14 protein-coding genes are annotated in these 21,743 nt (G+C 71.7%); 7 read left to right on the top strand and 7 right to left on the bottom strand.

From position 1 onward, the window contains the following. Positions 1-89 precede the first annotated feature (89 nt). The 5 genes from ACZ6RT_RS34245 to ACZ6RT_RS34265 all read left to right on the top strand — a co-directional run bounded on the left by ACZ6RT_RS34245 (position 90) and on the right by ACZ6RT_RS34265 (position 9,315). Positions 90-3,479: an efflux RND transporter permease subunit gene (locus ACZ6RT_RS34245; protein WP_470158109.1), complete on the top strand. Its 3,390-nt coding sequence runs from the start codon at positions 90-92 to the stop codon at positions 3,477-3,479. Between the two features lie 165 nt (positions 3,480-3,644). After that, positions 3,645-5,075 carry an adenylosuccinate lyase gene (gene purB / locus ACZ6RT_RS34250; protein ID WP_470158111.1) on the top strand — a complete coding sequence of 477 codons (1,431 nt, stop codon included), beginning with the start codon at positions 3,645-3,647 and terminating at the stop codon, positions 5,073-5,075. 26 nt (positions 5,076-5,101) lie between these two features. After that, entirely contained in the window at positions 5,102-5,890 is a 789-nt protein-coding gene (locus ACZ6RT_RS34255; protein WP_470158112.1) for a GNAT family N-acetyltransferase, read from the top strand. A 145-nt stretch (positions 5,891-6,035) separates the two neighbouring features. Further along, complete coding sequence (locus ACZ6RT_RS34260) at positions 6,036-7,073, top strand: DUF4037 domain-containing protein (protein WP_470158114.1); 1,038 nt, start codon at positions 6,036-6,038, stop codon at positions 7,071-7,073. A gap of 298 nt (positions 7,074-7,371) precedes the next feature. Beyond that, positions 7,372-9,315 carry an ABC transporter ATP-binding protein gene (locus tag ACZ6RT_RS34265; protein ID WP_470158115.1) on the top strand — a complete coding sequence of 648 codons (1,944 nt, stop codon included), beginning with the start codon at positions 7,372-7,374 and terminating at the stop codon, positions 9,313-9,315. Between the two features lie 85 nt (positions 9,316-9,400). On the opposite strand, the gene ACZ6RT_RS34270 is transcribed toward ACZ6RT_RS34265, so the two are convergent. Beyond that, entirely contained in the window at positions 9,401-10,207 is an 807-nt protein-coding gene (locus tag ACZ6RT_RS34270) for a MerR family transcriptional regulator (RefSeq protein ID WP_399192753.1), read from the bottom strand. A gap of 180 nt (positions 10,208-10,387) precedes the next feature. After that, positions 10,388-11,518 carry a tyrosine-type recombinase/integrase gene (locus tag ACZ6RT_RS34275; RefSeq protein WP_399192751.1) on the bottom strand — a complete coding sequence of 377 codons (1,131 nt, stop codon included), beginning with the start codon at positions 11,516-11,518 and terminating at the stop codon, positions 10,388-10,390. 1,481 nt (positions 11,519-12,999) lie between these two features. Here ACZ6RT_RS34275 and ACZ6RT_RS34280 point away from each other — a divergent pair. After that, positions 13,000-15,276 carry a beta-galactosidase gene (locus ACZ6RT_RS34280; RefSeq protein WP_470158118.1) on the top strand — a complete coding sequence of 759 codons (2,277 nt, stop codon included), beginning with the start codon at positions 13,000-13,002 and terminating at the stop codon, positions 15,274-15,276. A 102-nt stretch (positions 15,277-15,378) separates the two neighbouring features. Here ACZ6RT_RS34280 and ACZ6RT_RS34285 read toward each other — a convergent pair whose 3' ends face one another. The 5 genes from ACZ6RT_RS34285 to ACZ6RT_RS34305 form a co-directional block, all read right to left on the bottom strand. Further along, positions 15,379-17,769, bottom strand: coding sequence for a family 43 glycosylhydrolase (locus tag ACZ6RT_RS34285; RefSeq protein WP_470158119.1), 2,391 nt, complete (start codon positions 17,767-17,769; stop codon positions 15,379-15,381). 987 nt (positions 17,770-18,756) lie between these two features. Continuing rightward, a complete protein-coding gene (locus ACZ6RT_RS34290) occupies positions 18,757-19,020 on the bottom strand; it encodes a hypothetical protein (RefSeq protein ID WP_344907355.1) in 264 nt (87 codons plus the stop codon). A gap of 59 nt (positions 19,021-19,079) precedes the next feature. Further along, positions 19,080-19,409: a DUF952 domain-containing protein gene (locus ACZ6RT_RS34295; protein ID WP_470158121.1), complete on the bottom strand. Its 330-nt coding sequence runs from the start codon at positions 19,407-19,409 to the stop codon at positions 19,080-19,082. A gap of 69 nt (positions 19,410-19,478) precedes the next feature. Next, positions 19,479-20,039 carry a GNAT family N-acetyltransferase gene (locus tag ACZ6RT_RS34300; RefSeq protein WP_470158122.1) on the bottom strand — a complete coding sequence of 187 codons (561 nt, stop codon included), beginning with the start codon at positions 20,037-20,039 and terminating at the stop codon, positions 19,479-19,481. A 123-nt stretch (positions 20,040-20,162) separates the two neighbouring features. Then, positions 20,163-20,489, bottom strand: coding sequence for a DMT family transporter (locus ACZ6RT_RS34305; protein ID WP_399192741.1), 327 nt, complete (start codon positions 20,487-20,489; stop codon positions 20,163-20,165). A 146-nt stretch (positions 20,490-20,635) separates the two neighbouring features. On the opposite strand from ACZ6RT_RS34305, the gene ACZ6RT_RS34310 reads away from it, so the two are divergent. Continuing rightward, a complete protein-coding gene (locus ACZ6RT_RS34310) occupies positions 20,636-21,598 on the top strand; it encodes a radical SAM protein (protein WP_399192739.1) in 963 nt (320 codons plus the stop codon). Positions 21,599-21,743: the final 145 nt, after the last annotated feature.

The raw sequence follows: 21,743 nt of genomic DNA on the forward strand, positions 1-21,743 counted from the left end.
GGATGGTTTGCTTCGTTAAATATTCGTATCAGGCGAAGTGTTAGTCTGGGGCAAATCTTGTCGTGACATCCCTTTAGGAGTCCGCCCCCATGACCTCCCTGGCCAGGTTGAGCCTCGCCAACCGCAGCCTCGTCATAATGATCGCGTTGGTGCTGAGCGCGTTCGGCGTCTTCGCGATCCCGTCGCTGAAACAGCAGCTGCTGCCGTCGCTGTCGTTTCCGGGGGCCTTCGTGATCGCTCCCTACGGCGGCGCCTCTCCCGAGATCGTCGAGGAGCAGGTCACCGAGCCGATCGAGAACAGTTTCCAGGGGCTGGAAGGCATGGAGGAGATGACCTCGACGTCCCGGGAGGGGATGTCGCAGGTGCAGGTGGCGTTCGAGTACGGCACCGACATCGACGCCGCGGTGTCGGACATGCAGCAGGCGTTGTCGCGGATCGAGACGCAGCTGCCCGAGGGGGTGGATCCGCAGGTCGTGACCGGCGGGACCGACGACATCCCGGTGATGCAGCTGGCGGTGGGCGACGCCGGTGACCAGCGGGTGATGGCCGAGCGGCTGGAGCGGCTGATGGTGCCGCAGCTGCAGGCCATCGAGGGGGTGCGCGAGGTGTCGGTGACGGGCACCCGCGAGGAGGTCGTGACGATCACCCCGGACCCGAAGCGGCTGGCGATCGTGGGGTTGCCGGCGTCGGCGGTGGCGGACGCGTTGCGCGCCAACGGCCAGCCGGTCCCGGCGGGCAGCCTGACCGAGGACAAGATGTCGCTGACGGTGCAGGTGGGCAAGCGGGTCACGACGCTGGAGGAGCTGAAGAAGCTGTACCTGACGCCGGCCGCGCCGGCGCAGCAGCCCCAGCAGGGCCAGCAGCAGGGCAGGCAGGCGCCCGGTGGCGGGGGAGGAGCCGCCCAGCAGGCGCAGCAGGCGCAGCTTCAGCAGGCCCAGGCGGCGCAGGCGGCGCGCAGGCAGGTGGCGCCGCCTGCTCTCAAGCCGGTACGGGTGCAGGACGTGGCCACGGTGGAGCGCGAGCTGGCCGAGGGCACGTCGCTGACGCGTACCAACGGGCAGCCGAGCCTGGGGGTGTCGGTGACGATGTCGCCGGGCGGCAACGCGGTGGCGATCTCGCACGAGGTGCGCGAGAAGCTGCCGGAGCTGGTGCGGGCGATCGGTGACTCCTCTGAGGTGACGGTGGTCTTCGACCAGGCGCCGTACGTGGAGCGTTCGATCGAGGACCTGACGACGGAGGGTCTGCTGGGGCTGGCGTTCGCGGTGCTGGTCATCCTGGTGTTCCTGCTGTCGGTGCGCTCGACGCTGGTGACGGCCGCCTCGATCCCGCTGTCGGTGGTGATCGCGCTGATCGCCCTGTGGGTGGGGGACTACTCGCTGAACCTGCTGACCCTGGGGGCGCTGACGATCGCGGTGGGCCGGGTGGTCGACGACTCGATCGTGGTGCTGGAGAACATCAAGCGTCACCTGGAGTACGGCGAGGCCAAGCGCAAGGCGGTGCTGGCGGGGGTGCGCGAGGTCAGCGGCGCGGTGACGGCCTCGACGCTGACGACGGTGGCGGTGTTCCTGCCGATCGCGGTGGTGGGCGGCATGGTGGGGCAGCTGTTCGCGCCGTTCGCGATCACGGTGACGGTGGCGCTGCTGGCGTCGCTGCTGGTGTCGCTGACGGTGGTGCCGGTGCTGGCGTACTGGTTCTTGAGGGCGCCGGTGCTGTCGGCCGAGCAGGCGCGTGCCGCGCGGGAGAAGGCCGAGGCCAAGGAGCTGCGCAGCCCGTTGCAGCGGGCCTACCTGCCGGTGCTGCGTTTCGCCACCCGGCGGCGGCTGGTGACGCTGCTGGTGGGCCTGGTGGTGTTCGCCGTGACGATGGGCCTGGCCGGGCGGCTGGAGACCAACTTCATCGACTCCTCGGGGCAGGACACGGTCTCGCTCAGCCAGAAGATGCCCGCGGGCACGGACCTGGCGACGACGGACGCGGCGGCCAAGAAGGTGGAGGAGGTGCTGGCCTCCCTCAAGGGGGTCAAGGACTACCAGGTGAACGTCGGCGGTGGCGGCGGGTTCCTGGGCGGGCTCGGCGGCGGCGCCGGGGACCGGGCGTCGTACTCGCTGACGGTCGAGGAGGGCAGCGACGCCGGGGTGCTGCAGGACACGCTGCGCGCGCGGCTGAAGGAGCTGAGCGGGGTCGGGGAGGTCACCGTGGGCGGTGGCCAGGGCGGTCCGACGGGCGGCGCGACCGATCAGCTGCAGGTGATCGTGCAGGCGCCGGACGTGGCCACGCTGCGTACCGCGGCCGAGTCGGTGCGCACGACGATGGCGGGCCTGGAGGGGTTGCGTGACGTCACCTCGAACCTGGAGGCGGGCGCCGAGCGGGTCGAGGTGCGGGTGGACCGGCGCAAGGCCGCGGCCCGGGGCCTGACCGAGGTGCAGGTCGGCCAGCTGGTGGCGCAGCGGTTCCGCGGGGTGCCGATGGGCGACATGACGCTGGACGGCCGCAGTGGCGCGGTGGTGCTGAGCGGCGGGGAGGCGCCCGAGACGGTCAAGGAGGTGCGGGCGCTGGAGCTGCCGACGGCGGCGGGCGTGGTGAAGCTGTCGCAGGTGGCCGAGGTGGCCAGGGCGCAGGGCCCGGCGCAGATCACCCGTATCGACGGCGAGCGCAGCGCGACGGTGTCGGGTACGGCGACCGGCAGTGACCTGGGTGCCACCACGACGGCGCTGACGGCGAAGCTGGAGGCGTTGTCGCTGCCGGCGGGGGCGACCTTCACGGTGGGCGGGGTCAGTGCCGACCAGGCCGAGGCGTTCGGGCAGCTGGGGCTGGCGATGCTGGCGGCGATCGCGATCGTCTTCATGATCATGGTGGCGACGTTCCGGAGCTTCGTGCAGCCGCTGATCCTGCTGGTGTCGGTGCCGTTCGCGGCGACCGGCGCGATCGGGCTGCTGCTGGCCACCGGGACCCCGATGGGCGTGCCCGCGCTGATCGGCATGCTGATGCTGATCGGGATCGTGGTGACGAACGCGATCGTGCTCATCGACCTGATCAACCAGTACCGGGCGCAGGGGATGGGCATCGTGGAGGCGGTGATCGAGGGGGGACGGCGCAGGCTGCGGCCGATCCTGATGACCGCGGTCGCGACGATCTTCGCGTTGGTGCCGATGGCGCTGGGCCTGACCGGTTCGGGAGGGTTCATCTCGCAGCCGCTGGCGATCGTGGTGATCGGCGGCCTGCTGTCGTCGACGCTGCTGACGCTGGTGCTGGTGCCGACCCTGTACGTGATCGTGGAGCGGCTCAAGGAGCGGCTGCGGCGCAGGCCCAAGGCCACCCCGGGCGACGGCACGGGCGACGGCACGGACGGCCCCGCGGACGGTCCCGCGGACGGCGCGGGGGACGGTGCTAGGGACGCTGCCCCGGCCCAGGGGCAGCACCGTGCCGAGCCGAAGGTCTACGACAGGGACGACCTGACCCCGGCGCCCTCCCCGGCGCCCTGACAGGGGCCCGTCCGCACGAGAGCCGCACGAGAGCCGCGGGACCCGGGCACACCGCCCGGCCCCCGCGGCTCTCGCCGTTCCCCTGATCTCCCCCCGGTCTTTGTCCGCACGTGGCGGCGGCCCCTGCGCCGGGCGGGCGCGCGGGGCCGAATATACTGACGCAACGTGACTGCCAAGCCGCGTGTCCCCAATGTCCTGGCCTCCCGCTACGCCTCCGCGGAGCTGACCCGCCTGTGGTCGGCGGAGTACAAGGTGGTGGCCGAACGGCGCCTGTGGCTGGCCGTGCTGGCCGCGCAGGCACGCCTGGGGGTGGCGGTGCCCGAGCAGGCGATCGCCGACTACGAGAAGGTCCTCGACCAGGTGGACCTGGAGTCCATCGCCGCCCGCGAGCGCGTCACCCGCCACGACGTCAAGGCCCGCATCGAGGAGTTCAACGCCCTGGCCGGGCACGAGCACGTCCACAAGGGCATGACCTCCCGCGACCTGACCGAGAACGTCGAGCAGCTGCAGATCCGCGACAGCCTGCTGCTGGTGCGCGACCGGTGCGTGGCGCTGCTGGGCCGCCTGGCGCGCCTGGCCGCCGAGCACTCGCAGCTGGTGATGGCCGGGCGCTCGCACAACGTGGCCGCCCAGGCCACGACGCTGGGCAAGCGCTTCGCCTCGGCCGCCGACGAGCTGCTGACCGGCTTCACCCGCCTGGAGGAGCTGATCGGCCGCTACCCGCTGCGCGGCGTCAAGGGCCCGGTCGGCACCGCCCAGGACATGCTGGACCTGCTCGGCGGCGACGAGGAGGCCCTGGCACGCCTGGAGGACGAGGTCGCCGATCACCTGGGCTTCGCCCACCGGCTGACCAGCGTCGGGCAGGTCTACCCGCGCTCGCTGGACTACGAGGTGCTCAGCGCGCTGGTGCAGCTGGCCGCCGCGCCGTCGTCACTGGCGAGGACGATCCGCCTGATGGCCGGGCACGAGCTGGTCACCGAGGGGTTCGCCCCCGGCCAGGTCGGATCGTCGGCCATGCCGCACAAGATGAACACCCGCTCCTGCGAACGCGTCAACGGCCTGGCCGTGGTGCTGCGCGGGTACGCGTCCATGGCCGGGGAACTGGCCGGCGACCAGTGGAACGAGGGCGACGTCTCCTGCTCGGTGGTGCGCCGGGTGGCGCTGCCGGACGCGTTCTTCGCCTTCGACGGGCTGGTGGAGACGATGCTGACCGTGCTGGAGGAGTTCGGCGCCTTCCCCGCGGTCGTCTCGGCCGAGCTGGAGCGCTACCTGCCGTTCCTGGCGACGACGAAGATGCTGATGGCCACGGTACGGGCCGGGGTGGGCCGCGAGAGCGCCCACGAGCTCATCAAGGAGCACGCGGTGGCCTCGGCGCTGGCGATGCGCGAGGACGGCGCGGGCAACGAGCTGCTGGCCCGGCTGGCCGCCGACGAGCGTTTCCCGCTCGACGAGGCCGCGCTGCGGGCGCTGCTGGCCGACCGGGTCTCCTTCACCGGCGCCGCCTCCTCCCAGGTGGAGGCGGTCGTGGCACGGATCGGGGAGATCACCGGCCGCCACCCGCGGGCGGCCGCCTACCGGCCCGGGGCGATCCTCTGAACGGTGGGCCCGTCGCACTGCGGGACGTGACCGAGCTCGCGGCGGCCTGTGACGACGACCCGCTCGTGATGTGGGGGGCGCAGGGGCTACGGCCCGGCGTGCGCGCCTGGGCGCTGGGGGAGGCGGTCGCGGTCACCTGCGCCGACCTCAACCGCCGCGACCGCATCACCGTGCGCGGCCCGGCCGGGCAGGTGCGGGCACTGGTGGAGCACGCCCTGGCCGAGCTGGGCCCCTCCTACCGGATGGTGGGCTCACGCGCCCTGGTGGAGGAGGTCGTGGCCGGCTGGCCGCGGCTGCGGATCGCGGGCTCGTTCGAGTGGATGGACACCCACCGGCCCCCGCCGCCCCCCGCGGGCCGGCACGCCGCGCGGGCCGGCGGTGCGCGGGCGGGGTGGCTGCCGCCGGCCCGCGACGGGGAGGTCGCCGCACTGCTGGCGTGCGCGGCTCCCTCCTCCTGGGCGGTACCGGGCCTGACGGGGATACGCCGCTGGGCCGGGGTGTGCCACCCTGCCGGTGCGGAAGGCACAGAGGGCACAGAGGGCACAGAGGGCACAGAGGGCGGGCTGGTCGCGGTGGCCGCCGACGCCTGGTCCAGCCCTCAGGTCGGCTTCGTCGCCGGGGTGGCCACCGCCGTGGCCTGGCGCGGCCGTGGCCTGGGGGAGGCGGTGTGCCGCTTCGCGCTGGGTGAGCTGGTGGCCGCGCACGGCCGCGCAGCCCTGATGGTCGACACCGACAACCACGCCGCGATCGCCGTGTACGAGCGGCTCGGGCTGCGCGGCCGCCCCCTCGCGGCCGCCTCCGCCGAGCAGCCCTGAACCGGCCCCGCACCGACCCGCCCGCACCCGCACGCCGCTCCCGGCGAGCACCCCCGCGGGGCGCGCAAGGGCAGGGGCCGGGCGGGGGGCGTACGGGCGGGAAAACCACATGCGAGACGCCGCCCCGGCAGGCAGAGTGGGCGAAATGATGTCCAGTTTCATACCTGGCCTGGAGCTCTCACGTACGTTCTACCTCCAGGCCGTACGGCCCCTGGTGGCCGGGGTGCCGCACAGCGCCGCGCTGATCGGTGCCGGATCGGAGGTGCTGGCCTTCGACACCGAACGCTCCACCGATCACGACTGGGGACCGCGGGTGGTGCTGTTCGTCACCCCGCAGGAGACAGGGCGGGTACGGCGCGTCCTGGACGAGGGCCTGCCGGAGGTCTTCTGCGGTTACCGCACCGAGCTGGGGGAGAGCGGCTCACACGGGGTGCAGGTGAGCCGGGCGTCCACCTGGTTCACCGAACGCCTGGGCTTCGACCCGCTGGCCGGGGTGGGCGTGCTGGACTGGCTGTCGACCCCCTGGCAGCGCCTGGCCGAGGTCACCAGCGGGGAGGTCTTCCACGACGGCCTGAACGTGCTGGAACCGGCCCGGGCCGCGCTGCGCTGGTACCCGCCGGACCTGGAACGCTACGTGCTGGCCGGGCAGTGGCGGCGCCTGGCCCAGCAGGAGGCCTTTCCCGGCCGGTGCGGTGAGGTGGGCGACGAGCTGGGGTCGGCGCTGGTCACCGCGGAGCTGGCCCGCGACCTGATGTGCCTGTGGCTGCTGATGCGGCGCCGCTACCCGCCGTACGCCAAGTGGCTGGGCAGTGCCTTCGGCCGCGTGTCGGGCGCCGCCGAGGTGTCCGAGGAGCTGGCGGCGGCGGTGTCGGCAGGGGTGGGGGCCGGTGCGTGGCGTGAGCGGCACCGGCACCTGGGGGTGGTCTACCGGCGGGCGGCGGCGTTGCACAACCGGATGGGCAGGGCTGCGGCGCTGGACGACGGGCTGCGCGACTACCACCGGCGGCCCTTCCCGGTGCTGGACGCCGGGCGCTTCGCCGAGGCGCTGCACCGGGCCATCACCGACACCCGGGTGCGGGCACTGCCCCGGGTGGGCTCGATCGACCAGTTCGCGCACAGCACCGACCTGCTGACCGACCCGCGCCGCTGCCGGGCGGCCACCCGCGCCGTCCTGGACCTGTGAGACGACGCTTCCCCTCTTGCGAGGCCGGGTCCCCGACGGGGGAGGCCGGGTCCCCGACGGGGGAGGCCGGGTCCCCGACGGGGAGCGTCCCGGCGGGGGAGCGACGCCCGGCGCCGGCAGGGGCGCCCCTCGTCCTTGACCTGAAGTTATCTTGAGGTTCTATGGTCGTGTCACGGCCCCGCCCGCACCACCCGTCACCGGGACGAGCACGCGGACGGCCACCACCGGCCCACCCCCCACCCCCCACCCCCCACCCGGCGGACCCCGCCGAGAACACGGAAGATGTGATGGTGTCGCGATGAGCATGGAAATGACCGCCTGGCACTCGCTGTACAACGCCATGAACGCCCAGCGCGACCGGCGCCCCTTCTCCATGGCCACCCTGCGGCGCATCGCCGCCTTCGCCCGCCCGCACCGCGCCCTGCTCGTCTGGTTCCTGCTGCTCAGCGTGGTCTCGGCCGTGCTCGCCGTGGCCACACCACTGCTGGCCGGACGCGTGATAAACGCCATCGTCACCGGCGCCGCCGACGGCGTGGTGACCGGCCTGGCCGCACTGATCGCGGTCATCGCCCTGGCCGAGGCCGCACTGGGCCTGACCACCCGCTGGCTGTCGGCCAGGATCGGCGAAGGACTCATCCTGCAGCTGCGCGGCACCGTCTTCGACCACGTCCAGCGCATGCCGATCGCCTTCTTCACCCGCACCCGCACCGGAGCCCTCGTCAGCCGCCTCAACAACGACGTCATCGGCGCCCAGCGAGCCTTCAGCGACACCCTCTCCGGAGTCGCCGGCAACCTCGTCACCCTCACCCTGACCCTGGTCGTCATGCTCGGCATCTCCTGGCAGGTCACCCTGCTGGCCCTGGTCCTGCTCCCGGTGTTCGTCCTGCCCGCACGACGCGTCGGCGCCCGCCTGGCCCGCATGGAACGCGAGGCGGCCGACCACAACGCCGCCATGAGCACCCAGATGACCGAACGCTTCTCCGCCCCCGGCGCCACCCTGGTCAAACTGTTCGGCCGCCCCGCCCAGGAATCGGCCGAGTTCTTCGAACGCGCCCGCAAGGTACGCGACATCGGCGTGCGCACCGCCATGGTGCAGTCGGTGTTCGTCACCGCCCTCACCCTCGTCTCCGCCCTCGCCCTGGCCCTCGTCTACGGCCTGGGCGGCGTCCTGGCCCTCGGCGGCCGCCTGGAGGCCGGCGCGGTGGTGGCCATGGCCCTGCTGCTGACCCGCCTGTACGCGCCGCTCACCGCCCTGGCCGGAGCCCGCGTGGAGGTGATGAGCGCCCTGGTCAGCTTCGAGCGCGTCTTCGAGATCCTCGACCTCAAGCCCCTCATCGTCGACCGGCCGGACGCGCGCGCCGTCCCCGAGGGCGGCGTCAGCCTGGAGTTCGACCGCGTCGGCTTCGCCTACCCCTCGGCCGACAAGGTCTCCCTCGCCTCCCTCGAAGAGGTCGCCACCCTCGACTCCCGCGGCGGCACCCAGGTACTGCACGAGGTGTCCTTCCGCGCCGAGGCCGGGCAGATGATCGCCCTGGTGGGCTCCTCCGGAGCCGGCAAGTCCACCATCGCGCAACTGACGGCACGCCTGTACGACGCCGACAGCGGCAGCGTACGCCTGTCCGGCGTGGACGTACGCGAACTGTCGGCCTCCTCCGTCCAGCAGGCCCTGGGCATGGTCACCCAGGACGGCCACCTGTTCCACGACTCCATCCGCGCCAACCTGCTGCTGGCCCGCCCCCAGGCCACCACCGAACAACTGTGGGACGTGCTGCGCCGCGCCCGCCTGGCCGACCTGGTCGCCTCCCTGCCCGACGGCCTGGACACCGTCGTCGGCGAACGCGGCTACCGCCTGTCCGGAGGCGAACGCCAGCGCCTGACCATCGCCCGCCTGCTGCTGGCCCGCCCCCGCCTGGTGGTCCTGGACGAGGCCACCGCCCACCTGGACTCCACCTCCGAGGCGGCCGTCCAGGAGGCCCTGGGGGAGGCCCTTGCCGGGCGCACCGCCCTGGTCATCGCCCACCGGCTGTCCACCGTCCGCGCGGCCGACCTGATCCTGGTGGTCGAGGACGGGCGCATCGTCGAACGCGGCACCCACGACGACCTCCTGGCCGCCGAGGGCCGCTACGCCCAGCTGTACCGCACCCAGTTCGAGCCGCACGGCACCGCACACGGCACCACGGCCACGACGGTGCCGACAGCAGGGGCGGGGGAGCTCACCGGCGGGGTCACGGCCTCCCGCTGACCCTCCCGGCCCCCTCTCCCTCCCGGCCCCCTCTCCCTCCCGTCCTTCCCGTCTCTCCCGCACCGGGCGGGGGAGACGGGGACTGTCATGAGGGCGGCAGGAGACCCTCGGCACGGTCGGCGTTGGCGTGCAGCGCCTCACGGATGTAACGGCTCAGCCCCGCCGCCACCGCCTCGTAGTGCGCCGCGAACCGCGCGTCCCCGACGTACAGGTCGCCCAGGGCACGATGGATCTCGTACGAGCAGTCGTAACACCAGCGGGTGATGTGCTCACGATGCCGCTCGGCCAGCTCCATCGCCCGCGGCCCACCGGCCGGCAGACCGGCCCGGTACGCGGCGGCGAAGTCCTCCACCGTCCGGCCGGCCTCGCCGGTGAAACGCGCCCAGTCCTGCCGGGTCATCGCGGCCACCCTGCGACGCGACTGCCGCCAGGCCTCACCCTCACCCCAGCGCTCACGCGCCTCGGCCTCGTGCTCGGCGGGATCGAAGTCCCCGAACACCTCGAACCGCTCCTGGGGCGTCAAAGAGATGTCCAGCATGTCGGCCTCCAGAGCATGCTGGACCGCGGCCGCCATCGTCTGCAACCGCTCGATACGACGGCTGAGAAGCTCGTGCTGACGACGCAGATGAGCCCGCGCGTCAGTGGCGGGATCATCGAGGATCACCGTGATCTCCTCCAGGGCGAAGCCGAGCTCACGGTAGAACAGCACATGCTGCAGACGCCGCAGATCCTCCTCGGTGTAGCGGCGATACCCCGCCGCCGTACGCCGCGACGGGCACACCAGGCCGATCTCGTCATAGTGGTGCAGCGTGCGCACGCTCACCGAGGCGATACGGGCCACCTGCCCGACCGCGTACTCCACCGCCTGCTCCATGGTGTTTCCCGGCCTCATCCCGTCAGCGTGCACCCTCACGTTACGTCAGGGTCAACCCGCCACGGACGCCTCCCACCGGCACCGGCCTCCCACCGGCCTCCCACCGGCACGAACGACGGGCACGAACGACCTTCCACGGCCACCGCCCACGACGGGCCGATCTGGCCAAGGCGGGGGAGAAGAGCACGACGGACCCCCTCAGCCCTTGCCCGGACCCCTCAGCAACGGATGCGACCGCATCGCCACCTCCAGCTCCCCGGGCAGCTCGTCACGGTAACGCCCCAGCGTCGCCAGATCACTGTGCCCCAGCACCCGGCGCACCGCGTCCATGTCCACCGCGTCCGCCAGCAGATGCGTGGCCGTGGTGTGCCGCAACCCGTGCGGCGTCACCGACCGGCGCCGATCGGCCTCCACCCCCCGCTGCACCCGGTCGATCACCGCCTGCACATCACCCCGCGCCAGCCGCCTGCCCCGCCACGACAGCAACAACGCCTTCTCCGGCGACGCCATCCGCCCCCGCGCCAGATACGCCTCCAGCGCCGCCGCCACGTCACCGGGCAACGGCACGTCCCGCGTCTTGCCCCCCTTGCCGAAGATACGCCAGTACCTCACCCCGTCATTGGTGTAGAAGTCCTCCACGTTCGCCCGCACCAGCTCCGACACCCGCGGACCCATCGTCGACAACATCAACACGATCAACCCGTCACGCAACTCGGTACGCTGGTCACGACGCCGCCCCCGCCCCGCGCCCTCACCACCGCCCTCGGCATCGGCCGGAGCCGGCCCGCCACCACCGCCGGCCCCCGTCTCACCCAGCTCACGCGCCGCACCGATCAACCCCTGCGCCTGCTCCCGCGTCAACGCCCGCCGCTGCGGACGCAACCCCCCGCGCTCCTTGGCCGTCACCGTCGCCATCGCCATCGGATTGACCTGAACCCACCCCACCAGCACCGCGTGCTTGAACAACGCCGACACCGACCGCCGGAACCGCGCCTGCGACGAGGCCGACTGCAACGCCCCCGACACCCCCGACGCACCGGCCGGCGCCCCGGCTCCCGCCCCGTCCCCCCCGTTCTCCGTCGGCCCCGGCCGCCTGCGCCCGTCGGGCTTACGCGCGAACGCCAGCAACACCGCGTCCACGTCCTCACCCGTCAGATCGTCCAGGACGACGTCCTCACCCACCAACTGCACGAACGTCGCCACATCACGCCCGTACACCTCCGCCGTCGACGCCGACAACGCCCCCGTCAGCGTCCTGGCCCGCACCAGCTCCACATACCGATCGGCGCACTCACCCACACTGAGACGATTCAGATCAGCCGGCCGCATGGCTTTCGCGACACCTCTTCTCCTGCATCCGGACCACACCCGCCGGGCCGCGACGACCCCGGCCACCCCACGCTAACCCGATCACCCGTTCCTATGCCCCCTGCCGCCCGCCCATCCACCCGTCGCGGACAGGTCGCGCGCGGCACGGACGCCTCGTCACCGCGACCGGAACCGGTGGGGGGCAGGCTCATGCCCGCCACCATCGCACGGAACACACCGGCGGATCGACCCGACGTCGATCATCACCACGGACGGGCCCGGGGGAGTGGTGGACGCTCGGGGAAACGGGACGGGGGCATCGGGACAGGCCGCCGGATGTCCCGTACGCGCGCCTCTCAGAGGTTATAGAGACATATGCTTATATATCGGACAGAAGGTGTTGGTGCAGGCGATGGTCTCAGGTTCGCCTTCGGCGGTGTGGTCCTGTCGACGGATCCGGCAAGCGGCTCCGGTGGTCCGTCCGAGGCGATGACCGGGCACAGATGTTCCCGTAGGTGCTCGGCGAGGACCCTGGCACCGGCAGGGCCGTCGTGAAGGCCCGATCGGGGGCGACGCGCCTGAGCCGGTGACCGAGCAGGCCCGGAGCGTGTTCGCCGGGCATCGGCCGGGCGGGGGTCGTTCGTCGGTGGCCGCGGAGGTTTGTCGTGGGTCGTGTGCGCGACGGGGCGGTGGTGTGTCGTTCGATGCGTCGCGTGCAGAACGGTGATGAAGTAGCTTTGGGAAGGTAATCTTATACCATACAGAATTACCCTTCTGTATGGTTAAAGCTGTTCTGTGCTGGTAGGAGCCACTTGACGTGACGTGCATACTTTTGCCCGCCGAACACTTCCTGTCGCGGAAAGGCGGCGAAGCAAGGCGCGGCCCTCTTCTCGCCCGGACTCCCCCCGGGCATGCCGTGACGCTCAGGGCCCCTTCCGGCCTCCGGGCATGATCGCCCCGCTCGGTCGTTTCACCGGTCAAGATCCACAGCCTCCGGAGCGTCCGAAACGATCAAGAGGTGCGAGGTCGCGCCGGCCGTTCCTCGCCTCGAGTGACCTGCTCGGTGCGAGCCGGTCGATGATCGCGGTCGCCTCGAGCGATTCACCTCATTGGAACGTTTGTCCTATTCGCTACCTTTTTAGGGGTATTTTCCTGATCGTTCGATGACGGCCGTCGTCATCGTCCCCAAGGTCGGCGCCCGGGTGGCCTCTCCCCCGTGTCCGTCCGTGAGCGCTCGGCACCGCCGAGGCTCCTCGCGACCGGTGAGCCACTGTGGATCCGAGGTGGACCGCTCCCCCGGTCGGTGATCTCATCGACGGGACGCTCAGCCGGCGGCGGACTCGTGCTCGGGCGTGTGCGTCGCTTTCATGGTGCCCGGCAGGAACAGGACAAGGGAGAGGACAGGGGCAGTGCTGCGACTCAGCGTTCCGGAACACTTCGGGCCACCTCGTACGGGACATCTGGCGATGGGCGACGAGCCCGGCCGGCCGGATGCCGTCACGGTGAACTCTCGTCACCTGAGCAGGGGCGGGGTTCCCTGGCTGCCGGTCATGGGCGAGTACCACTTCAGCCGCTACCCCGCCGCCGAGTGGCGGGAGGAGTTGCTGAAGATGCGGGCCGGCGGGGTGGGCGTCGTCGCCGCGTACGTCTTCTGGAACATCCACGAGGAGGTGCGTGGCCGTTATCTCTGGAGCGGCGACCGCGATCTGCGCCGGTTCGTCGAGCTGTGCGCGCAGGTGGGGCTCGACGTGGTGATGCGTATCGGGCCCTGGGGGCACGGCGAGTCCCGCTACGGCGGTTTCCCGGACTGGTTGATGGCGGCCGGGTGCGAGCCGCGTACCGACGACCCGCGTTATCTGGCCCTGGTCCGTCCTTGGTTCGAGCAGATCGGTGCTCAGCTTCGGGGGCTCACCCGCGCCGGCGGCGGGCCGGTCGTCGCGGTCCAGGTGGAGAACGAGCTGTACGACCGGCCCGGTCATCTCCTGACGATCAAGCGGCTCGCCCGGGAGTGCGGCATCGACGCTCCGGTGTGGACGGCGACCGGATGGGGGCACGCCCGGCTGCCGCCCGGTGAGGTGCTGCCCGTCTTCGGTGGTTACCCGGAGGCGGCGTGGGACGACGCGCACGACGGATGGCCCGACCAGAGCCGGGCGCACTACTTCTTCGGGCCCGGCCGGGACGACGACTCCATCGGGGCGGACCTGCGTGAGACGGGTACCGTTCCGGGCGCGGCCACGGGCCGGTCCGCTGCGGCGCCCGGAGGGGAGGAACACCTGGCCGACTACCCGTTCGCCACCTGTGAGCTGGGTGGCGGCATGTACATCTCCTACCACCGGCGCGCGATCGTCGCGGCCCGTGATCTGGCGGCGCTCGCCCTGGTGAAGCTGGGCAGCGGTTCGTGCTGGCAGGGGTATTACCTCTATCACGGTGCCTCGCAGAAGATCGGTGAGCTGTCGACGCTGCAGGAGTCGCACGCCACGGGCTATCCCAACGACTGCCCGGTGGTGAACTACGACTTCCAGGCTCCCCTGGGTGAGTACGGCCAGTTTCGCGACTCCTACCGGCACCTGCGCCTGCAGCATTTGTGGCTGGCCACCGACGGGGCCGCCCTGGCGACGATGAGCCTGGTCATGCCGGACGACGCGCCGTCCGACACCGCCGACCGCGCGTCACTGCGCTGGGCGGTGCGCTCCGACGGTGAATCGGGTTTCCTGTTCGTCAACAACCATCAGCCGGTCGAGACGCTGCCCGCGCACGACGACGTCCGGTTCGCGATCACGATCGGCGGCCGGGAGCTGCTCGTGCCGTCGCGACCGGTGTCGATTCCCTGCGGCGGTTACTTCGCGTGGCCGCTGAACCGGCCCCTCGGCGGTGCTGCGCTGCGCTGGGCCAGCGCGCAGGTGGTCTGCGTCCTGGACGGCCCGGAGCCGGTGCTGGTGCTGACGCAGACGGCGGGGCTGCCGGTCGAGCTGGCGGTGGACGCGGCGACGGTCACCTGCGTCGACGGCCCCGCGACGGTGAGCCGCCTCGGTGACGACGTCGTCGCATCGGCCCTCGTTCCCGGCCTGGACTGCCTGCTGCGGATCACCGCGCCGGACGGGACGAGCACGCGCGTCCTGGTCCTCGACGAGGAGTCGGCGCTGGCGGCGGTCCGGGCGCGCGTGGCGGGCCGGGACCGGCTGGTGGTGTGCGACAGTCCCGTGGTGCCCGACGGTGACCGTCTGGTCGTGTACGGTGACGCCCCCCTTGAGGTCTTCCCTGCCCTGGAGGTTCCCCTAGAAAGGGGCGGGAGCCGCCCGTCGATGCCGGTCGAGGTCACCCGTCTGGCCGAGGCCGGTCCGCCACGGGCACCGGTGATCGACGAGGCGACCGGGCGGGCGTCCGCGCCGGTGGACGCGGACTTCGGCAACGCCGCCGTGTATCACCTCACCGTCGCGGAGGAGGCGTTCGACGGTGACTTCGACGGTGACTTCGACGGTGACGAGGAACTGCTTTTGCGCCTGGACTGGATCGGTGACGTGGGCCGCGCCTATGTCGGCGGGCGGCTCGTGGCCGACCAGTTCTGGTACGGCCCCGTGTGGGAGATCAGCCTGCGCCGCTTCCGCGACGAGGTCGTCCGTCACGGGCTGGAGCTGCGGCTGTTGCCGCTGGGGCCGGAGATGCCCGTCCACTTCTCCCCCGGGGTCCGCCGGGATGTCGGGCCCGGCGGGCTGGTGGAGCTGCGCTCGGCCACGCTGGTCCCGGTGACGCGCACCGTCATTCCCGTGGTGCGGGAATGACGGGCGTTCCGGATCGGTTTCCGCCGGTCGTCGCCGGTGTCGTCGCCGGTGTCGTCGCCGGTGTCGTCGCCGGTGTCGTGGCCCCGTGGGGGCCGGTCGTGGCTAGCCGGCCGAGGTGTTGACGTCGAGGTGGTCGATGTTGGGCAGTCCGGCCGTGGTGGTCGGGTCCAGGCGGACGGTGTTGGTGCCGGCGTTCAGCGGGACCGTGAGGGTGGTGGTGGCCCAGGTCGTCCAGGCTCCGGTGGAGGCGAACGCGACCGTGCCCGCGGTGGAGCCGTTGACGACCAGGTTCGCCGGTCGTGCGGTGGCGCTGCTCGCGCCGTTGGCGAAGCGGATGCCGATCGTGGCGGTGCCGGCGGCCGGGGCGTTCACCGTGAACTGCGCATACGCACCCACGGCCGCATCACCGTTGCAGAACCCGCTGCCGGTGAAACCGGCCTGGTTGGAGTCGATGCTGCCCTGGCACACCGCGGGCGCGCTCTCCACCTCGTAACGCTGCCCCGAGGGGGTGGCGCCGGAGGTCTTGACGAGTTCGAGGTCGTCGACGAAGAGGTGTCCGTTGCCGCTCGCGGCGCGGACGGTGACGGTGGCGGTGCCGGCCGACAGCGGGATGCCGGTGAGTTCGCGCCGGGTCCAGCCGGTGGAGGCGGGGATGTCGAGGGTGCGGGAGGTTCCGCCGGCGTCGGTGACGGTCACCTGTGCGGTGCTGAGCGAGCCGGTGGTCCTGGCGAACAGCGACAGCCGGTAGGTGCCGGCCGGCACGGTGATCTGCTGTCGCACGCCGCCGGCGTAGGACTGGGTGGCGCCGATCTGCAGGGCGAAGCGGGAGCCATTAGCGCCGCCGTTGGCGTTGGTCACGATCGAGGTGGGCCCGGACTCGCGGAGGTTGGTCCATCCCTGCACCTGGGGGACGATGATGCGGTCGGCCTGGAAGCCGGGATTGAGGATGTAGTTGTTGGCGGGTCCGACGCGCCACTCCCCCGTGGTGACGTTGAACTGCCACTGGCTGACGGAGTGGAACCGGGGCCGGGTGCCGGACTTGGTGACCGGCATCCACTGGTTGTAGCCGATGCCGTTCCAGGCGAAGTCGGCCCAGCGGTCGCCCGCGAAGATGACCGTGTTCTGCTTGGTGCCCTTGACGGTGACGAAGAAGCCGGTCTGGGTCACGTGGCTGTAGTCCATCTCGGTGCCGGGGAGGGTGTATTCGCCGGTGTAGGCGCCCTGGATGTTTCCGGTGGTCGACTCCAGGATGTGGGTGACGGAGGTGTTCCAGCCGTGCAGGTCGGAGGCGGCGTGGTAGTAGGTGCCGTCGAGTTTGAACATGGCGTTGCCCTCGCGGCCGGAGGAGTTCTGGCCGATCTGCACCCCGGGCTCGATCCGCAGCGAGTCGGACTCCCTCAGCTTGGAGACGAAGGCGCGGGAACGTCCCTGCCGGTTGGAGAAGATCAGGTAGTCCTTGCCGTCGTCGTCGGTGAAGACGGTCTGGTCTCCGGTGCTCGTCGTGGGAGAGTTGACGATCTGGGTCTGGAAGTGGGCGTAGTCGAAGGTGTCGGTGGGTGAGTCGCCCTGGAGGATCAGGACTCCGTCACCGCCCATCGACGGGAGGTAGGCCTGTACGAGGAGGACGTACTTGCCGGTGTTCTCGTTGTAGGAGACGCCCAGGCGTCCCACCCAGCCTGCCTGGCCGAGGGTGGCTCCGCCGGTGAGGCCGGTGGAGCGGGTGGCGACGCGGCTTTCGAACTTCCAGTTCACCAGGTCCTTGGAGGAGTACACGGGGATCGAGACGAACGAGACGTCGCCGTCGTACTTCCTGGTGGGGTTGGCGCGGTAGAGCTCGGCGCCCGTGTAGTGCACGCCGTACCAGTAGTAGGTGTCGCCGAACTTGAAGACGCCTCCGCCCTGGGAGTAGATGGGGTTGCCGGCGGTGTCGTTCCAGAAGGTGTCGTTGGTGATGGTCTGGAACGTCCCCTCGTCGGCGGCGGTCAGGTTTCCGGCGGTGGTCACCAGTGCCGTCTTGGCGTCGGCGACCTGTGCGGCGGTCGCCGAGGCGTCGGTGGTGACGTCGGCCGCGGTGTTCAGCGCCTTGGCGAAGGGTGCCCAGGAGGCGGTGGTGTACCTGCTCGCGGAGCGGGTGCTGTAGTCGGCGACCAGTTTCTTCAGGCCGCGGACCATGACCAGGCCGTCGGTGGCCTTGTGGAGTCGGGCGCGTGCGGACGCGTCCTGGCCCTCCTGTCGCGTGGATGCCGTCGCGTTCGCGGTCGAGGCGAAGGCCGCCCACGAGTCGGCGGTGTAGTCCGCGGCGGAGTGACCGGACAGGTGGCCGGAGGGAGTCGTCCGAGGGGCGGCCGCGGTGGCGGAGACGTGGCCGGAGGGGGCCGCGGCCGTCTGGGGGCCGGCCGCGGTGGCGACGCCACCGGGTGCCGCCGACATGAACAACAGTGCCGCGGCGACCACCCCTCCCCGCTTCAACGTCCTGCCCGAGGTGCGCATCATGGTGTCGCCTTTCGTTTCGTGGCGCCGGCGCTTCGTGCGCTCGGCCGTTGACGTCGAGGTGGTCGATGGTGGACGGTCCGGCCGCGGTGGTCTCCAGGCGGACGGTGGTGCCGGCGTTCAGCGGGACCGTGGGGGTGGAGGTGGTCCCGGTCGTCCGGGTGCGGGTGGGGGCGAACACCGGGGTGGGGATGGTCCGCGGGCGGACGGTTCCTGCCGGGTGGGCCGCGACCGGTGCTCCGGCCGGGCCGGATGTGATCCACGGATGGAGGGTGTGGTGTGTCGGTACCTGTTTCGTCGTGGTGACGGTAGGGGGCCCATATGGTTAAAGCGTTTTAACCATATGGGGTGAGTGGCTGTCAACGTCCGTCATGGCCTCATGGCGAAGGCCACCGCCGACCGGCCGGGCCGATGGGAGTGTCCTGAACGTTTCACCCGCCGGGGCGGGCGGTCGTGTCATGGCCGGGGATGGCCGGGGATGGCCGGGGTTCGTGTCGCCACCGGCCGTTTCTCTGGCCTGGCCGAGCATCGCATGATCGTCCGTGGCGGCGTCGCGCGTCCCTCGGTCGGCCGGGTGGGCCGGATCGGCCACGGTGCGGGCCTGGGCCAGGGCCTTGAGGTGTCCGCTTGTCGCGGTGGTCGGCCAGAGCGCCGTGAAAACGTTTCCTGAAGAACGGGGCGGCGAGGCGCCTGTTCGTGGCGTCCGGGCGCCCATGGCCACGGAACGGAGCGTCAGGCACCGGGCCGGGCGGATGGGGCCGCGGTCGTCCTGGGTGTCGGGTGCCGGTCGGGTGACCGCACTCCCCTGGCCGGTCGTCCCTGCGGAGCCCGTGGCGGAGGCGGGGTCCCTGATCCCCGGGGGCGGCCGGGGGGTGGTCTCGATGCCCGTCCCGCGTCCCCGGTCCGGGGCCGCTCCCCCGGGTTGCCGGCCTGGAGCGCGCGGAGGTCGTGTACGGCGAGGATCAGCCCTTGCCGGTCAAGGTGGCGGTCTCAGGCGAGGGGCTTGAGTCTTCTGACGAAGCGGGCGGCGGCGCGGTGGCTCATGCCGGTCTCGCCGCGGACGAGGAAGACGGCCTGGTCGAACTGGTCGGAGGCCTTCAGTTCCAGGATGCGCTCGACGAGTTCGGGGCTGACGCCGCCGCCGACCAGGGCGTTTCGGGGGCGCTGTGCGGCTCGTACCGCGAAGACGATCAGAGCGATGGCGACCGCCACGACGACCGCCGTCAGCAGGAGGATGACGATCGGGTTGGACATGCGCAGAGCGTACCGCTTCATGGTCATTGCGTGGGAGACGGGGATCGGGGGCGCGGTGGTCAGGGGGCGGTGGCGGGCGGGGGGAAGGGGACGGCGGAGGTCACGGCGCTCACCGGTAGTGGTCCGTACAGGTGCGGGAAGGCCTCGCCGGAGCCCGGGGGGACCTCCATGCGCACGTCCAGGCCGGTCGGGTCGATGGTGAGCAGGACGAGGGGGTCGGTGACGTCGCGGTAGAAGCGTTCGACGACGCCGCGTAGCTGTTCGTGGCCGGTGCAGGCGTGGATGAAGCCGATCTCGTCGAGGGTGTGGCCGAGGGTGGAGACGCGGTACTCCCCCGTCGGGCGGGCGCTCTCCCAGTCGCGGGCCAGGGCCAGGTGCAGGATCGTCATCGCCACATGGTGCCCGGCGGGTGTGGTCGCGTCGTCGCCGGGGTGGCCGTGTCCGGCCGGGCGGGGCCTTCAGTGGCGGGGGTGCCATTCGCGGCGCAGGATCGCGTAGACCAGTTCGCTGGCCCACTCCCCCTTGACGAACTCGCTGTCGACCAGGTGCGCCTCGCGGCGCATGCCGAGTTTCTCCAGGACGCGGGCGGAGGCGTGGTTGCGCGCGTCGAGGCGTCCGATGATGCGGTGCAGGTCCAGGCCGTCGAAGCCGAGTGCCAGCAGGGCGTGGCCGATCTCGGTGGCGTATCCGTGGCCGTGGTGGTCGGGGTGCAGGACGTAGCCGAGTTCCGCGCCGCGGTGCGGGCGGCTGTACCAGTGGAGCATGCCGTCGCCCACCAGTTCGCCGGTGGCGGCCAGTTCGGCGGCCAGGGTGAGGGTCTGTCCCTCCTCCAGCAGCCGGGTCTGGGTCATCTTGGTGTGCAGGGACTTCTCGCTCTCCTGGCGGGTGTGGGGTTCCCAGTACAGGTAGCGGGTCACCTCGGGCAGGCGCTGGATGGCGTGCAGGGCGTCGAGGTCGTCGGGGGTGTAGGGGCGCAGGATCAGGCGTTCGGTCCTGATGGGGTAGGTGGGGGTGAGCACCGGGTCAGGGTAGGGGTCAGGGGTGGTCGGAGGCGATCGGATTTCCGGGGGGCGCGGTGGCTCGGGAGGGTCACGGCGGTCGCGGCGGCCGGGGGCCGGTGACCGGGAGGGCCGGGGCGGGTGTCAGTGGGTGCCGCCGGCGAGGTTGAGCACGACGACTCCGCCGATGATCAGGGCGATGCCGGCGGCCTTGGCGAGGTTGATGCTCTCGCCGAGGAAGAGCACGCCGATGGCGGCGACGGCCGCGGTTCCGGCGCCCGCCCAGACGGCGTAGGCGGTGCCGACGTCCATGTGGAGTTTCAGTACCTGGGCCAGGAGCAGGAAGGCGGCGGCGTACCCGGCCACGACGACGAGGGCCCAGCCCTTGTGGGAGAAGCCGTCGCTGAGTTTGAGCGCGGTGGTCGCCACGACCTCGACGATGATCGCGGCGGCCAGGATCAGCCATGCCATGGTGTCTCCCCCTGAGTGGTGAAAAGTGTGAGCAGTACCTTTTCATGGGGTCGTGGGGGTCCGGCCTCGCGGGGGTGGCGGCGCGGATCCGGGCCGCGACCTGCTCCACTTGCGAGTGGTGTCGAAAGCGTGTTCCACTGAGCCGTATGCCATGGGATGCGCCCGTCCTGCTCTCCGCGCCGCCTGATGTCAGGCCGCGGATCGAGCGTTCCGCGCTGACCAGGGTTCACGGGGCGCTGACCTGCTACGAGGTGCAGGCGCGTACCGCGCTGGAGAGCACCCCGCAGGGCTGGGCGGTCAGTCCGTACCGGGGGTGCGCGCATGCGTGCCGGTACTGTTCGGCGCGGCGGGCGCACCGCTACCTGGGGCTGGACGCTGGTGCGGACTTCGATTCGCGCATCGTGGTGCGGACCAACATCGTGCGGCGGTTGCGGGCCGAGCTGGGGTCGCGCTGGGACGGCGAGCACGTGAGCGTTGGTGTGGGCGGTGACTGTTACCAGGGGGCCGAGGACATCTACCGGCTGATGCCGGGGGTGCTGGCGGCGCTGCGCGAGGCCGGGGCCCCGTTCACGGTGTACACCAAGAGCCGGTCGATCCTGCGTGACGCCGACCTGCTGGCCGCGGCTCCGGGGGCGGGGGTGGTGGTGTCGATCGCGTTCGTCGACGACCGTATCCGCCGCAGTGTGGAGCCGGGTGCGCCGGGGCCGCAGAAGCGGCTGGAGCTGGTGGCCGAGCTGAACGAGCGGGGGGTGGCGTGCGGGGTGGCGATGGCGCCGGTGCTGCCGTTGCTGACCGACTCCCCCGACCAGCTGGCGGCGACCGTGCGGCGGGTGGCCGACGCCGGGGCGGTCAGCCTGGTGCCGCACGTGCTGCGGCTGCCGCCGGGGGCGCGTGAGTGGTACCTGGGGTGGCTGGGTGAGCATCATCCGGCGCTGGTGGGGCGGTACGCGGAGCTGTACGGGCGTGGGGCCGACGCCGAGGAGGGGTACGTGCGGGCGGTGACCGGTCAGGTGCTGCAGCTGGCGGCGCGTTACGGGATGGGGCCGGCGCGGCCCGAGCAGCCGTTGCCGCTGGCGTTGCCGCGTCAGGCGCAGATGAGTCTTCTGTAGCCGCGAGGGGGGGGGGGGGGGGGGGGGGGGGGGGGGGGGGGGGGCGCCGGGGGGGGGGGGGGGGGGGGGGGCGCCCAATGAGATTTTGGGGCGACAAAAAGTGTCCTCCTCGTGTAGTGGGGCGTGTTTGCCCGAAGCCAGCCGG

It is taken from the genome of Streptosporangium sp. NPDC050148, from assembly GCF_055586505.1.